Annotated in this window: 12 protein-coding genes and 5 pseudogenes; 4 read left to right on the forward strand and 13 right to left on the reverse strand. The window is 42.8% G+C overall.

The window, feature by feature from the left end:
• Window positions 1–59 precede the first annotated feature (59 nt).
• Window positions 60–2,108 (reverse strand): fibronectin type III domain-containing protein, encoded by a 2,049-nt coding sequence (locus tag ACWGOO_RS08715; RefSeq protein ID WP_452482541.1) that lies wholly within the window; start codon window positions 2,106–2,108, stop codon window positions 60–62.
• A 439-nt stretch (window positions 2,109–2,547) separates the two neighbouring features.
• Window positions 2,548–2,786 (reverse strand): annotated as a pseudogene (locus ACWGOO_RS08720) (hydroxyethylthiazole kinase); the annotation flags it as partial.
• Between the two features lie 273 nt (window positions 2,787–3,059).
• On the opposite strand from ACWGOO_RS08720, the gene ACWGOO_RS08725 reads away from it, so the two are divergent.
• The 3 genes from ACWGOO_RS08725 (at window position 3,060) to ACWGOO_RS08735 (ending at window position 6,541) form a co-directional block, all read left to right on the forward strand.
• A complete protein-coding gene (locus tag ACWGOO_RS08725) occupies window positions 3,060–4,232 on the forward strand; it encodes a right-handed parallel beta-helix repeat-containing protein (protein WP_452482543.1) in 1,173 nt (390 codons plus the stop codon).
• A 1,080-nt stretch (window positions 4,233–5,312) separates the two neighbouring features.
• Window positions 5,313–5,888 carry an HD domain-containing protein gene (locus ACWGOO_RS08730; protein WP_452482545.1) on the forward strand — a complete coding sequence of 192 codons (576 nt, stop codon included), beginning with the start codon at window positions 5,313–5,315 and terminating at the stop codon, window positions 5,886–5,888.
• 62 nt (window positions 5,889–5,950) lie between these two features.
• Window positions 5,951–6,541 (forward strand): TetR/AcrR family transcriptional regulator, encoded by a 591-nt coding sequence (locus ACWGOO_RS08735; RefSeq protein WP_452482548.1) that lies wholly within the window; start codon window positions 5,951–5,953, stop codon window positions 6,539–6,541.
• A 217-nt stretch (window positions 6,542–6,758) separates the two neighbouring features.
• Here the strand turns inward: ACWGOO_RS08735 and ACWGOO_RS08740 are convergent.
• The 11 genes and pseudogenes from ACWGOO_RS08740 to ACWGOO_RS08790 form a co-directional block, all read right to left on the reverse strand.
• A pseudogene (locus ACWGOO_RS08740) lies at window positions 6,759–7,083 on the reverse strand (IS4 family transposase); the annotation flags it as partial.
• A 67-nt stretch (window positions 7,084–7,150) separates the two neighbouring features.
• Window positions 7,151–8,370, reverse strand: a pseudogene (locus tag ACWGOO_RS08745) (IS256 family transposase).
• A gap of 50 nt (window positions 8,371–8,420) precedes the next feature.
• The gene (terS, locus tag ACWGOO_RS08750) at window positions 8,421–9,245 is read right to left on the reverse strand and encodes a phage terminase small subunit (protein WP_452482550.1); all 825 of its coding nucleotides are present in this window, start codon (window positions 9,243–9,245) and stop codon (window positions 8,421–8,423) included.
• A gap of 113 nt (window positions 9,246–9,358) precedes the next feature.
• Window positions 9,359–10,057, reverse strand: a complete 699-nt coding sequence (locus ACWGOO_RS08755; RefSeq protein WP_452482552.1) for a collagen-like protein — start codon at window positions 10,055–10,057, stop codon at window positions 9,359–9,361.
• A 122-nt stretch (window positions 10,058–10,179) separates the two neighbouring features.
• Window positions 10,180–10,398 (reverse strand): annotated as a pseudogene (locus ACWGOO_RS08760) (hypothetical protein).
• 133 nt (window positions 10,399–10,531) lie between these two features.
• Window positions 10,532–10,696: pseudogene (locus tag ACWGOO_RS08765) on the reverse strand (DNA cytosine methyltransferase); the annotation flags it as partial.
• 44 nt (window positions 10,697–10,740) lie between these two features.
• Window positions 10,741–11,289 carry a ParB N-terminal domain-containing protein gene (locus ACWGOO_RS08770; RefSeq protein WP_452482554.1) on the reverse strand — a complete coding sequence of 183 codons (549 nt, stop codon included), beginning with the start codon at window positions 11,287–11,289 and terminating at the stop codon, window positions 10,741–10,743.
• A gap of 336 nt (window positions 11,290–11,625) precedes the next feature.
• Window positions 11,626–12,024, reverse strand: coding sequence for a YmaF family protein (locus ACWGOO_RS08775; protein ID WP_452482556.1), 399 nt, complete (start codon window positions 12,022–12,024; stop codon window positions 11,626–11,628).
• 257 nt (window positions 12,025–12,281) lie between these two features.
• The gene (locus ACWGOO_RS08780) at window positions 12,282–12,536 is read right to left on the reverse strand and encodes a hypothetical protein (RefSeq protein ID WP_452482558.1); all 255 of its coding nucleotides are present in this window, start codon (window positions 12,534–12,536) and stop codon (window positions 12,282–12,284) included.
• Between the two features lie 582 nt (window positions 12,537–13,118).
• Complete coding sequence (locus ACWGOO_RS08785) at window positions 13,119–13,736, reverse strand: DUF4367 domain-containing protein (RefSeq protein WP_452482560.1); 618 nt, start codon at window positions 13,734–13,736, stop codon at window positions 13,119–13,121.
• A gap of 15 nt (window positions 13,737–13,751) precedes the next feature.
• Entirely contained in the window at window positions 13,752–14,291 is a 540-nt protein-coding gene (locus ACWGOO_RS08790; protein WP_452482562.1) for a peptidoglycan-binding domain-containing protein, read from the reverse strand.
• A gap of 911 nt (window positions 14,292–15,202) precedes the next feature.
• Here ACWGOO_RS08790 and ACWGOO_RS08795 point away from each other — a divergent pair.
• Complete coding sequence (locus ACWGOO_RS08795) at window positions 15,203–15,730, forward strand: hypothetical protein (RefSeq protein ID WP_452482564.1); 528 nt, start codon at window positions 15,203–15,205, stop codon at window positions 15,728–15,730.
• The last annotated feature ends 31 nt before the right edge of the window (window positions 15,731–15,761 follow it).

Consider the following 15,761-nt stretch of genomic DNA (forward strand, 5'->3'; position numbering starts at 1 on the left):
GGTTTCTCGGTAAGCTGAGTTCCAAATTCTTTACTTTGGAACCATTTTTACAAAAGTAGTTATTTTGTAATTGTAATTTGTTTGGATGCAGCGCTATAATTCACTTGGTAACCCGAAAGCTCACTAATGGCTCTTAATGGAACTAACGTGTAGCCCTTAACGATAATCGGGGCTATGATGGGAGTTGAGGAATTCCGGGATATATTGAGCTCATATACTACCATCTTGGGATTCTTAATTTGAAGTATCGCCTGTTTGCCTTCAGTAGGGCGATTCATAAGGATTCGCTTGGTCCCTCTTTCATAATTCACCTGGTAGCCCAACCGTTCGCTGATAAAACGTAGTGGAACCATCGTCACCCCATTTATGATTTGCGGGGCCTGATCTATCGACATAGCCCGACCATCCACGTAAGCATATTTAGCTCCTGGTGTTAGGGTGAACGAAGTTGCATATGAGGCAACCGCATTGTTGGAGTACACGGGCGCTGAGCCAGATGTTGTTGTTGTACTTGTACTTGTCGTGGTTGATGAACCGCTGGTATTAAACACACGATTACGAATAGCTTCCAGTCGATCCAGCAGATCACTTTTACGCGACCCGCTTGGCAGATCACTAATTGCGTCTCTGGCAGCACGCCAGCTGGATGCACTCAGGTTATTCTCCGCAGTCCTCATCAAATCTCTTGCTTCCTCATAGTCTGATGAACTAGACGACGAAGACGAATAGGAAGTATCCGTACGTTCCGACAAACTCACACCTGAGGATTCTCCTCCATTGCTTTTTACTGCTACTACCTTAATTACATACCAGCGTCCTGCACGCAAATTCGTAATATTGTAAGACTCAGAGGTTGTAGCCTCCCGATAGTCGTTATCAACATATATTTTCACCCTTTGCGCTTCACTCGGAATATCGTAGATGATTTTTATCCAGGTTTCATTCTTTCTGTCTACCCTAAGATTGGTTACTTCCGACGTACTGGAGCTCGATTTAGTCGTCGCACTCAGCCTCACGCCAGAGGACAACGCACCTGTGCTCCGCTTGGACCTAATCGTAATTTCATACGACCGAGCTGCTGTCAGGTTGGTGAACGTATATGTCGTTCCAGATGAATCTGTTATCAGTTGCCCGTCCAAATATAGACTAACTGTACTAATCCCACTGGGCATCGTCCAAGAAATGGATATGCTCTGATTGCCAACGGACGTCACTGCCGCTCCAGTCACATCTGGCACGGACGAAGTATCGACGGAGACTGTCGGGGTCGTGACTGGAATACTAACCCCCTCAGATATGTTTCCGGATTTGTCCGCTGTCTTGATCGTTACTGTATAGTTTGTGGAAGCAATCAAGCCACTAAACGTGTAGGACGTCCCTATGCTTCGTTGCACTTCCTTACCATTTAGATAAATAATCGCTTGGCTCAGGTCAGCATCCTTGGGTAATATATAATTCACAGTAAAAGCGTTGTAACCCACATTCGTCGCTGTCAGCCCAGTTACCTCTCCTGGAGGTGTCTTATCTACAGGAACAACAGGAGCAGTTTTGGCCTTTACTGTAGTCCCCTGAGATTCATTTCCGCTCTTATCCACCGTCTGCACGCAAAAGTTATATGTCGTATCAGGCTGTAAGCCGCTCATCATATAAGAATTACTTTTGATATTATCTACATATACGTCCTTGCTGACGCTAACCTTTACATGGTCAAAATTGGTGTCCGTCGGATTTGTCCAAGACAAGTTCATCTTTGTTGTATCTGCCGGAATCGCTGTAAAATGGCTTACCTCTCCAGGTGCAATATTCAGAGCAGCTGTATGGTTCGCCAGCGTTTTTATAATTCTGTTAATATAGGTTCTTTGACCATCAACTTCTGTAGGCGTAGTCACGCCTGTACCTGAAGAAACTTTCAAATAGCGCCCTTGACCTGCTGATACGTTTGCATGTGTCTGCTCTATATCCAGGTCTTTCAAATTCCAGCTATACCCTTTTGTGGGCAACGCACTTGCTGCTACATCCGTTCCCCCACAGATGCCATATCCCGTATTCAAAATCAGAGTAACCGTTGCGAACGGAGCCATCCATTGGCGCAATCCCTTCTTTTTCATGATCTGTGCTCTCCTTGATAACAATATGTATTTATTTAACCAGTAAGCAAGCTTACAAAAGCCTCATACTGCAACCCCTAAGCATAAGCAGAAGATGTCCATTTTATTGTTATCGGAATATTTACAGGAAATGTTTAGGACAATCCATTCCAATCGTGACGAATACCTCCATAAATATACCTCCCGGCAAGAAGTTATTTCTATTTACAGCTTATTCCACCTGCCCATTTCTACATAAACAGTGGTTTATTTCACCTTTTATACTCTTGTGTTCAGAATATCCGTTTTTCGTTCCGCGCCATTTCAGCAGCGCTTGTCGTATACGGAAAGCGCTGCTATACTAGCAGTAAGTCTGCCGTTTTCAATGATCCACCCTATACGGCCGTCGGTAATGGCGTCTTCTTTGCCGGTAATTGCAACAATCGTATTCAGTTGATGGATTAGCCGATAAACCAGCCACAATTATAGACTCTTCGAGTTCTTCATTTAACGTACCGATGTTAAGTACAATCGTCCCCGCAATACGGGCCATATCTGCGACTTCCTCTTTGGCGTATGCCATAATTGGTCAAGCGCCGAGCGCGAACAGTCCGTTTGCCGTAAAATTGGTGACGACTACATTGATTATATTGTGACGAGCGGATTCCTATCTCGCATATTGTGTAGCAACAAAGCCATTTTATCTAACAAAAAAACAACCTTCTTTCTTCAGGAACCTATGAAAGACTGTTGACTTATACATATGTATACACTTATATCCTTATGCTGGCATTATCCAACAGGTTCACGCGGTCTACGACGGCTTAGTCGTACTCTCAGCTTGCTTCCACGGACTCCCATTATATTTTTTCTAATGTTACGGGTTCGTCATACAAAAATCAACAGGTAATTGCCATAAATTCATTGATTGCAAATCTTTTGATCATGTAGAAAATGTTTGGAGGTTTACTTTTGGACCAATCTATCAATTCCTCCCTGTCTGCTGTTGTAGCAGCTGACGGATCGGGCGACTATCTATCTCTAATTGAAGCCTTAGCATCCAATGAAACAAATATTTTTGTGAAAAACGGTATTTACAATGTTTCTTCTACTATACTGATTCAAAATCATGCTACAAAAATACAAGGTGAATCCGTTGAACAAACGATACTTCGCCAAACCGATCCTTCAGAGGATTTAATTAAAATAAACGCCGATGATGTTGCGATTACCCGCTTAACCCTAGATACGTTAACTCACTCTGCTAAAGTAGCTCTTGTTGTTGCATCCTCTAACCGTACCCGCATTGAAGGAAATAAAATTTTAGGGACTGCAAGTATTTTTGCCGTATACTTTGCTGGTCCACAGGTGACACAAGGTGCAGAAACGATTGCGGCAGTAGAAGAAAATCATCTCGATAATGAAAATGTGTTTGAAAATAACACCGTATATTCTGATTTTATAGGGGATGGTCTATCCTTTTCTCTTCAGAAAAATGGTAAGGTACTCAATAACAATGTATTTGGCTCCATGATCTCTTTTTATATGTGTCGTGATTCCGAAGTATTAGGCAATCTCATTAAGGATTCTCCTCTCTCCGGTATCTCTTATTCATTGCCCGCTTATAACAACCGCATTGAAAGGAACATCATCCTTCGTTCAATCAATTCAGGGATTCGCGTTTCACGTAATTTAGAGCACCCAATTTCATTAGGCAGTCGATACCATGGATTAGAGATTATTTATAATATTATTTTGGATTCCCGCTTTTTTGGCATTGAACTAGATCAACTCTCTAGCGGTATTAACGTGATGTTCAACACGATTGATCATCCTGATTTCTCGGGCATTCAGGTTTATCGAGGTTCTAATATCAATATTTCCAATAATTTCATTTCTAATTTTGGAGCATGGAAAGATCGTGGTAAAATCCATGATTGGACGAGTGATTCGAACGGTATTTATCTGGAAACGGATGTTCAACAATCCAGCATTCATTTAAATGAAATCATATCCAAGGGAAATGGCGATTTTGGTATTCGGGTCACGAAAGAAACTTCTCAAAATCGAGTTTATTTTAATCGAATTTTAGGGACTTATGTTCAGCATCCCTTATGGATTGAAGGCAATAATTTTTTGAAATAATATTGCCCAATCCATTCTGAGGTTCAAGTCTGACTACAGCTCCTTATCTCGGATCAGGCTCTGTAAGGTCATATCCGTTGTCTTTCCAGCAAAAATGTTCGAAGTCGTGATCCTGGAATAACACACTTTTACATAGCCAATCGATTACCTCTTCAGCATCATTGATGGTATCCTCACGAAAGCCAAAGAACTCCCTGATTTGTGTTCGATGGTAGGACAGAACAGCAAACCCCAACCGAGTCTCCCCCGACTTATTGCCGACTTGCTGCATTTCATTTGGAAGAAATGTGAAATGCTCAATTACTCCTCCAGCTCCCAATTTCGCTTCATATGATCCCCTCCGAGAAAAGTTCCTAAAATGGTCAGAATCGGAATTTTTGCGTTGAAATCAGTATACAGAAGCCTAATATACTGGGCAATGAAAAGCTAAAACACTATGAAGTTCAAATTACAAAACCAAAAACGGAACTCATCATTCAGGACGAGGGAAAGGTGGCTATTACCAAAGCAAGTTTGTTGGCACTTCGTGAACTCCAAGAAGGCCTTTAGCAAAGATGCTAAGGAACAAGGCGTTTCCGAACAAGATGTGCTTGATGAGCTGAAGCAGGTTTGGGAGAAACTATGGAATGATCGAAAAGAAAAATAAAGGTCTACGGGTTTTCATTGATAAATGTTCTCACTGTACTGTCTGAAACATCCATTAGCGCCAAGCTCCTGCGATATTTTATTGAAGAACATGAATTGTTAATTTGCAGCTTCCACCTTGACCGAGGCTTCGAAGGTATTTGGGCAGAAATTCCCATAACGACTTTCTCTAAGGGAAAAGTTTCTTACATCGTTGGAATTTGAATTGACATTCACTCCTTCTGACCTTTCCTTGGTGCAAGATCTGCAGATCCGTGATAATGCTAATCTTGGTTTCTGCAATCAAGCATATTTGGAAGCTGATGATAATAAACGACACTACTATTGAAAACGAAATAGAATTATGCTAATATACGAAAAAAGATACCGAACGGTACCTTTTTTCGTATATTAGCAAGGAAGCACACATTTTTCTAACGTAAAGGAGAGTAATACATGACTACACTGTTTATTGTTCCAGAAAGCAAGCTGTCCGTTGACGCCACTCGTTACGTGCGAGAGCTTTCAACCCAAACACTATTCAATCATTTGATGAGAACTTATGCTTTTGGATGTATGATCGCCCAGAAGAACGATTTGAACATAGACATGGAATTGTTGTATCTTGGTGCCATCATGCATGATTTGGGCTTGACCGAACCGTTTGCAGACAGGGAGCGTTCTTTTGAAATCGAAGGAGGAGAGGCGGCTTGCCATTTCTTGATTCAACACGGTTATCCCATCGAAAAAGCGGAAATCGTACAAAAAGCGGTCGAATTGCACGCCACCGTCGAAGCGGAAAAAAAACAGCCTGAGATTGCTCTGGTACATTTGGGGGTTATGGTCGATGCAGGTTTTCGGGTCGATCTTTTTCCAAAAGATCTTGTCCAGCAAATCATCGGTGAATATCCGCGGCTCGGGATTAATCAAAAAATGATAGAGCATTTTACTTACCAGCTTCAGAAAAAAAACGACACGAAATTGATTCCGATTATCGAAGCAGCCAAACATCACTCCCATTTCAGCGAATGATGTAAACCGGAAGAGATAGATTCTTTTTCAACAGACATGGTGAAATTTATGAGGTGAAGGATATGAAAAAAGGCGAACAAACCCGCAGGCACATCATTAGCAGATCAGCCGAGCTCTTTAATCTTCAAGGATATGCCGGTGTCTCTCTCAGCGAAATCACATATGCTACGGGAATTAAGAAAGGGGGCATCTATAAACATTTCGTCAATAAGGACGAAATTGCGCTGGAAGCCTTTGATTATGCCGCCGACACTGTATTCGAGCAATTTGCAGAGACAGTCAGTTCCAGGCAATCCGCTATAGAAAAGCTGATCAGTATGTTTGAATTGTACAGCAGCGTGGCTGAATCGCCTCCATTTGTGGGAGGATGCCCGGTGATGAACGCGGCCATTGAGCATGACGATGGGCATCCATTGTTGCGCCGGAAAATCAGGGATCGCATGCGCGACTTTATTGAATTTATCAAGAACATACTGCAAGAGGGCATAACGAACGGGGAACTCAAATGCAACATCGATCAAGATGGCGTGGCCTCTTTTCTTTTTGCCGCGCTTGAAGGCGGGATTATGCTAAGCAAACTGGAAGCAGACAATCGGCATATTTTTTACAGCATGGATAATATATCTATGTTTTTGAAATTATTAGAAGCGTAAGCCTCTTGATTTTGTTGACAGCATACGCTGATCGTCGGGGGGAAACGACATCCTATCGAGAATTGAAGCTGGAGGTTTCGATCCATCGGGGGTCTCGCCACATACCCATCAAGCTAACCAAGTAAATTACTAGATATGAAACGATCCTTGTTTCATATCTAGTAATTTATAGAAAGGTAGGCATGCTAAAGAAGCCTATTAAAGCGTGATTTTTTCGCTAGGCAACTTGTCTATGCTTCACCGTCGTTTTATACACAATCCCTAGAATATCAAAGACGGTCACCTTCTTATACCTATGACATTTACGACCGTTCTTTTTGAGCAGCTGATAAAGGCGATGCAGAATTTTCAAAAGTTCCTCTGTTCCAACGGCTATCGCTTGAAACAGTAATGGAAAATAGTCTTTAATCATATAAATCGCTTTGTATTCACTCAGCTCCCTTTTTCTTTTCAAGCAGAAACTGACGCATTTGAAACATCGTAGAAGAACAGAGGAGAATGCCGATGAGTTGTCCATATAAATGGCACTCTAGGCGTTCTCTTGGGTCTGCTAATAATTTTGTGTAAGCTCTTTTAGGCATCGTTTCCCCCGAGGGGGAAGTTGTGATTTTAACGCAAGTGTTGACCGACCCGATCCGGAAAAAAGACGGAAAACTGGAGGAGCATTTGTCCCCAATTCTGGACACGTCCTGTCCATTTTCGAGTGACATCGACGGTGGCCAGATAAAGCATTTTAAGCAGAGCTTCATCGGTAGGAAAGATACTTTTCCCCTTTGTCACTTTACGAAGCTGCCGGTGGTAACTCTCGATCATATTCGTCGTGTAGATGAGTTTGCGGATCTCGGGCGGGTACTTGAAAAAGGTAGCGAGCTCCTCCCAATGGGTCCGCCAGGAACGAATAATGAGGGGATATTTCGTACCCCAGACTTCCTCGAAACGGTCGAGTTCAAGCAAAGCCCCTTCTTCGGTTGCTGCCTTGTAAATGGGCTTTAAGTCGGCAGTTACTTTCTTAATATCCTTGTACGAAACGTACCGGGTGGAGCTGCGAATCTGGTGAATGATACACTTTTGGATTTCGGTTTGGGGATAACAGGCCGCAATCGCCTGAGAAAATCCAGACAGGTGATCTACGCAGATCATGAGTATGTCTTGAACCCCGCGATTCTGGAGTTCATTCAGAACACTCAGCCAGAACTTGGAGGATTCATTCTCGCCAATCCACATGCCCAAGACATCCTTATTTCCGTCCAGATCGATGCCAATGACCATGTAGGCTGCCTTGTTAATAATGGCCCCGTCTTGCTTTACTTTGAAGTGAATGGCATCCAGATAAACGACGGCATAAACGCCTTGCAGAGGCCGATTCTGCCATTCTTTAATGAGAGGCACCATCTTATTCGTGACATTGGAAATGAGCGTAGGAGAGACCTCCATGCCGTACATCTGTCCCAAATGATCTTGGATTTCCCTGGTGCTGATCCCTTTGGCATACAGGGCAATCATTTGCTCTTCGATGCCGGTTACGTTCGATGGATGCTTCTTGACAACCCGTGGCTCAAACTCACCCAGGCGATCTCGAGGGATGCTGATTTCCTGTTCGCCGTACTCACTAACTACTGTTTTACGACTCTTTCCGTTGCGGCTGTTCGGGGTAAGCTTCGCCTGTACCTCATGCTTTCCATAGCCAAATGGGTATCCATTTCGGCTTCCAGCATCTCCTGAATCGTCTCTGCAAACAGGTCTTTTAACGCATTCTTTGCATCCTGTGCAGTGACTAAATTGTTCTCTTGAATGAATTCCCGAAGTTGCTGTTTTGACCAGAGTCCCATAGTGTTCTCCCCAACCTTTCTCTTACTTCCATTTTAATGGGTTTGAGAGTTTACACAATATATTTTACAGACTCCTTAAAACTGCCAATAACAAATGTGTTGAACATTTCTATAGGTACCTGTTTGTTATCCATTTCATCCTCCTGCTGCAAGCTGGCAATAAGGTTAATAACCCGAAGCTTCTTGTCACGGGTTTTGACCAACGCTTCTTCCTGTTTCAAAATCTTATCCAGCTTGGAAGTAGTGACAGTCGTAATTTCCGTGACCTTCATACCTTCGGTTTCAACAGACAGATTGATTTGCTTGCCTGTCTTTGGGCTAGTATAAGGAACCTTGTCCTTGCGTTGGTGTAACTCCTGCTTGATCTTCTTTTCCTCATCCGTCAGACCAGCTTCAAGCTGCTTAACCCGGCGCATGTGCCGCCGCTCTTGAATGGACAGCATAATAAGCTGCTCGTTGAGCTGAACCAACGGGGAGGTGTCAATCTGATTGAATAGCTCCTGCTCGTCTTTCTCCAGGGCATCCAGAAATATGGTTTCATACATCCCTGTCTTGAGGGCCTTCTTGTTGCGGTATGGACCGCCCGGCCCTCCGCTATTTCCCACCGCGTTCTTATTCCTGGGCGGAGCGCCGCCCTGATTGCCAACAGCGTTTTTGTTCCCTTTCGGTGCTCCGCGTTTAGTAACGTTACTTTTCGCCTCAATGGTAACGTTACTATTCAGATCGTCGGCCCACTTGTCCTGTGACTTCCACTTGCGGACCTGTGTTTCCCCAATAGAAAGAGCGGCGGCGATGTCTTTTAAACGCATCGTCCCACCGCTCTCCAGCCACATCAGTCTGGCTTTGTCCCGTTCAGGGCTTCTCTCTCTAGGCATTCTACATTTCACCACCCCCATAGTTCAAGTCTCTGAATAATTAGACAAACTGATCGGATAAAAGACATAAACCTTAAACCTTTTACTGAATAAATTACTACTAAGCAACAATACTAAGGTGTCAGCTTTAATATTGTCATAGTTGTATTAATATTATTGTGCAACTGAGCAGGAGTTGCGTTAGCATTTACCAGCTGTATTGTAGTCGGAACTGTTGTAACGGTTATAATAACCTCAGCTGCGATAGGCCCTCCACCATTACCTGAGAAAGGTAATGGTGTTATAGGGGTTCCGTTAACAGTCAGATTGAAGTCCGCATTACCTTGGTTGTGAATAGAAAATGAGATGAAGTAGCTCCCCGTCTCGTTAATTGTTACCGTTGGAGATGGAGGAGTGAAAGTAAATGCACCACCAACATTCGCTAAAACCCCAGTAAAGGTAATTGGTGAGTTACCCGGAACTGTGTCAGTCCCCGTACCAGGATCTGCTCGGAAAACACTTAAGAAGTCTGATATCCCGAAGCCAGCAGGCCCTGCTGGCCCCGTTGCTCCTGCGGGCCCTACTGCTCCTGCCGGTCCCGTTGCTCCTACTGGCCCTGCGGGTCCGGGAATTCCTTGAAAACCTTGTAGCCCTTGCTGACCTTGAGCACCTGGAACTCCCTGTGGACCTGGCAGTCCCTGCGGTCCTTGAGGTCCTTGAGGTCCTTGGATTCCTTTAACAATAACCTTCGGCAAAACTTTGATTTTTTTAACTATACATCTTCTAAATTTTCTCCGATGCATTTTCTTTTGCCAACAATAATGTCGAAACATAGTTAATGATCACCTCCAAAGTCTAGTCAAAGTAGCTTATTGTGCAATTAACCAAAAAGATTGGGCTGTTGACTTCATCTAGGGAAAATAGGCATAGGCCTGACCCTATCGTGTTAGAATTATTACAGCTCATCCTTCTGAAGCTTAATATCCAACTCAATCAGCCGATCCAGATCCTGAACCGTCTGCATTTTTATATTTCCAGCTTACAGGTCTTTGACCCACTGGGCGATTCCTGCTTTGACAATCTTCCGGTATTGCGCCTTGGATTCGAGGATACCCTCGATGATTTCTATTTCTCGCTGTAGTAGTGCGTCTTGGTGTTCGTTGTCTGTTCCCATTGTCGTATCCCTCGGCTTTCCTATATACTGGAATGCGAGATAGCGGATGTCTGCAAAATGCCACGCGTGGCGGGCCGCTATCTCAACCGGGGGATACCCTGGATTGATAGAGGGACGTTAGCGCGTCCCTCTTTTAATTTGCATCAAACCATTGGGAATTGATCTGCTCTGCGATCCGCTGTATCATCACAGGCGGAACGCTCATACCGCATACATATTGAACATTAGCATCCATAAAATCGTAGTCGCTAGGAAAAGTCTGCATCCGTATAGCGTCTGTGTCAGTGATATGCTGCGGCACAGCATCCAGATCAGACAGCTTCCAATTCCATGTTGGGCGGCTCATGACTCACTGGCTCCTTTCTCTGTGCGGTCAAACACAAAGCCACAGCGCGAGCATTTACACTCAAAATTCTCTTCGTCGAAGTCAGACGCGTCCAGTTCCTTGTTAGTGAAGTCTCCAAGCTGATCTTCTGGAGGTTCGGCAAAGTCTTTCATTAGTTCCTCGATCTCGTCTAAATCGAAACCGGATAGAGATATATCTACTCCGCTTTCCACCAGGTCATCAAGCAATCGATAAAGGGCTTGATCGTCCCAGCTCCCACTGACCTTATTAAGCGCCAGATTGAGAAGCTTTTCCTGCTGGTCGTCCAGATCGACAACGGAAACGGCCAACTCCCTATGCCCTAGCTCATTGGTCATGATCTTGTATCGCTGGTGACCGCCCACCATGTTCCCGGTGCGTTCGTTCCAGATGATCGGATCGATGTAGCCGAATGTTTCAATGGACTGCTTTAGCTTTTCGTATTCAGCATCGCACGGTTGCAGATCGATGCGAGGGTTGTATGCTGCTGCGTTGATTTGCTCTATCGGTAATACTCTGATTTCCACTTGTATGATCTCCTTATTTTCTAGTGTTCTTTAACTTGGTACTCCCATCAGATTACCTTTAAGCGTCAGTCCCTTGAAACAAGAAAAAACGAGCTAGTAGTAGCTCGTCATTGTTACTATTGATTTTAAATTGTTCGACCAATTACATTGTACTCATAAGAGTCGAATCCTCAGTAACCTGTGGCTGAGCCCTTTAAGCATTACAACCCCCAAGTACGGCTAACAATCACAAACAGTATAAATAGTACGAGAAATAACCCCGACACTGGTAAACATACCGCCATAACCAACTCCATCAGTCCCACTATTTGTATGGGGACGAGTTTTTCAAATTGATTAATATCGGTACTCTTTCTCATCTCCAGTATTTCCACTGTACCTATGGGCGTGAGGAATCCTACCGTTTACTGTTGTATACCCTTCAAAATGATGGTAATGCCCACCACCTGTCAAGTGAATGGCTGGTCCTGTAGTTCCTCTAATTAAATGCGTATGTTGATCGTTAAATGATGTTTCTGCATAATAATTATGAACATGCGGAACACCACTTGGAGCTGGTTCTGTTACTCCAACGTAATGGTGGTAGTGTCCCACATCAAGTGATGTATTCCCTTTAAAAGGATGTACGTGAACATTAACTGGTCTACCGTCCCACGAACTAATAAAAAGCTTATGCGAATGGTTAGAGTCGGAATCACGGGAATGAACAACAAAACCTGTTATTGGTATTTCCATCAGTAGCCACCTCTCTTTATCAACTGCCATATACTATGAAAGAGGTAGTGTAAATGTTCAAAAGGCTATTTGAGTTGAGTTGGTTTCCACTATTCGGGTAGCAGGGTAACAGGCTGTCAGAGCGTGTGTATGCCCTCTCTCTGCTCTCTGCTGCACTCCTTCCGACATTCGTCTGTATAAAAGAAAGAACGCTCAGAATAGCTCACATATTGTCATATGAGGACAAAAGAAAAAGCACCACAATGGGTGCTTTAACGTTACACAATTCCGAATGCAGATACTAAATTATCCTTAATGAATCTATGCTCGATATTGCTTGAATTCTTAAATTGATATTCAGCAATTCTAAGAATAAGCGTTAAGTCAAAAGCTTCAAATACTCGTACATTTTGTTGTGCCACTCTCATTACTTCACCAAGATCATGATAGGTAGCTACACCATCTCTTAGTTTAGTGTACACTTCAAGAATTACCTCTTTATCGCCCTCTAAAAGCATATCAAGTTTATTCAAATTCGACATTTATCTCTCCCCTTCCTATTTTTATTTAACTACATGGATGATTTTACCTCTCTTGTACAGTGTGGTCTACAGCAAAACTGTTTGACCCCGTCGTATCTCTCCCAAACACAACCTTTGCATTTTTTTGGCTGTTTTGGTGGGCCTTTCAATGGGAGCAAAATTCCTTTCTTCTGCTTCTTCTTCAAGACTAAAATCCTTTCAAAAGGCAATAAAAAAAGCCACCCAAATGAGTGACTTGTGTCTGCCTATGTATTTATAGCACCAAAGCAACACAGGCGCTTATTTAAAACCCGAAAAACGAAACAGTGATAAGACCTATTCCCGCAAGCGGGATGCAAAATGCTGCGCTGTTGCATAAAAGCATTTGTACTTAGTAACTAAAGAAGAAGAACAAGACCATTTTACTGATTACCGAAAATGGCCGTCAAAGAACAAAAACCGGACAATACGGGAAAATGAGCGATTAAGCCACAAGAAACTGGCTTTTGCTCACTTTCTCAATATTTCATGATTAGAGAGAAGTAACAAAAAAACACAAGCAAATATGCCTGTGCTTTTTTGTATCTTATCCTATTACTCTTGAATTTTTTTTGCAATTTCCATCAATTCGTCAAGAGTGGAATTGAAAGAAGAAACAGTATAGAAGTGGTCTTTCCCAATCAAATGAACAACCCTTCTTTCTTGCCCGTCAACATAAGCTACAGTATGATTGTTGATTTTAGTCAACTCAACTTTTTCCATATTATATGTTTTTTTCACATAATCAATAGTAGCCTGTTCATCCATTTGGGATTCTGCTTGAGTAACCATAATTTCAGTGCCGTCACTGCCACGATATGACTGTCTGATTACCAAACCATCCTCGCCTTTCAAAGCTGTTGTGTTCAATGGTTTCAAACTGTGTTTGTCAGCCGCTGCCGTTTTAAGCGAGGCTCCCTGCGCTAGATTAGGAATATGAATATCTTCTGCCGGTACATCAGATATATTTATGAGACCTTTGATATCAACTCCTGTCTCTTCTGGTGTTTCAGTCGGCGCTTGCACTGTTGAAGCATCAATCGCTTCTGCTTTCGTTTCAACCGGAATCTGTGCAGGCGTTTCTGATTCGGCAGCATATGAATTATATGCATATGCACCACCACCTATTACGAGTGCACCACCTAATGCTACAGCAACTAATTGTTTCTTCAATTTAAACCCCTCCTATTAATCGTAAAATACTGTGCCTTCAGTAATGGCCTTATTATTGGATTTGTACAAAACAGAGTATCTCAGACCTCTATTATTATCGTTTTTCCCATAAAACACGTAATACCTCGAACTGTCAGACGAAGATAAGGTGAAAGATCTTCCCGGAACTTCAATAGAAACATTATAGGTCATTCTATTCCAAGTCCCCGAACCAGCTGTTCCGTCTGCCGGCAGCCCTTTATTTCTTTGGAAATTTTGGAGCCCTGTTTTCACACCGCTTCCAAAGCTCCCATCAATCCTTCCCACGTCTCCCTTTTGTCCATAGGCCCATAAATTTGCTTGCAGCGCTCTCACATATCCCCCACTGTCACCTTGGCGCAATGTAGGGAAACCATTAAAACCATCGTAAGCATAACTGGCACTTGCTATGCTTGCAAGCCCGAGACTACCTACTAACGCCACAGATGCAACAGCTAGAGACATTACAGATTTCAGGTTTCTTTTCAACGCAATTACCTCCATTTTAAGAATTCTACGATTTTTAGCTTGGCTCATTTAACTCCTTGTTCTGATTAAGTAGATCGATCCCCTTCTTTCCAAGACAAGAGTGAACTTTATTAATCAGGCTGATTACGTAAGACTACTATGTATGTACTTTTGACTAATAAAGAATGTTCAAAAAACAGCTATTATAAATTAAATAGCTATTTTTTTACATTTGTCTGTATTCTCTTACATTATAAGTTTTCTATTGTAATTTTTAAACAAAAATTTTGGGCAATCCTACCAATATATCATGAGGCACGCTGCGGAATTGAACCGCGCAAGGGTTCTGACCAGACTGTTCATGTTTCCGCTGGTTAACTGGTACCTTGCCGCCTGCACGTGCCATGTAAAATGTGGGCGGGGGCCACTCTCCCCCGCATGAAATGACTTACCGTTTAACCGCAACCTACTTACTGTGCCGATCTACCGCCGTGTGTTACAGGTGCCCGTTAAGTGATTGCAAGGCTTCACCTTGTTTGCGGCCATATCTCTGGCCTTCCCTTGCGCGCACTGGTCAATGCCCTTGAGCAGTATGTCCTCTATCTGGAATTATTGAGCTATCAGCCTTCAGTATGCAGGCGTCACCCTACGTTGTAGCGTCTCTCTTCCGCCACCACATTCAAAACTACAGAAAAGTCAAAAAGGCCGACACATTGGCCGACCTGATCACCGTGGCTAGAAAGCTGCGGTGTGTTCCTTATTTGATTTTCCATGATACAAATTTACCACATAAAAAGTCTAACGAACGGCCATCATTCGCTCATAAATCATTCAATAAACAGTCACTATTATTTAAACGCTATAAATAGCTATTCTTACAAGGAAAAACAATCCACTATATCCCTCTATTTTACAAAACTATATAATACATGTTAGTATATTGATGAAAATACTAAATAAATGAAGAGATGATTGATTTTATGAAAAAATTCAAGCAATTGGGTATCGTATCATTATCAACTCTTTTGTTGTCATCGTTTGCACTTCCTGCTTTCGCCAATGCTCAAGCTACCAACAACGCAGAATCTTCTATAGCTTCGGAGACTAAGATAGACATGGAGAATGGAATTGTTGATGAAAGAATAGAACAAGAATTGAGACAAGTTGATTATGACGACCTTTTCAAAACTGTAGGTACTAATCTTGGTCTAGTCGATATTCAGAAGTCATCTGGAGAAGTAAGCACACAAGGTTGGAGAACAAAGGCCGCAAAAGAAGTTGCACTGAAATTAATCTCCAAGCTCAAGAATATTGGATCACGTGCTTATAATGAACAGATAAAAATTTATGTAGATAAGATACCATTTTTGACCGACGGCGCAAAAGAAACTTTGAAATATTATGTTGGCTATCAAATGTTAATGCAAGCTTTGGATATCATGGTAAATTTCTCAGGCACAGCAGAGGATGGTATTGCTTATGGCTTAAAATATGTTGGATTGCCTTAGTGGTTAGCCGAACCCGCATCCAGAGCTGTTG

It is taken from the genome of Paenibacillus sp. NPDC055715 (assembly GCF_053617595.1).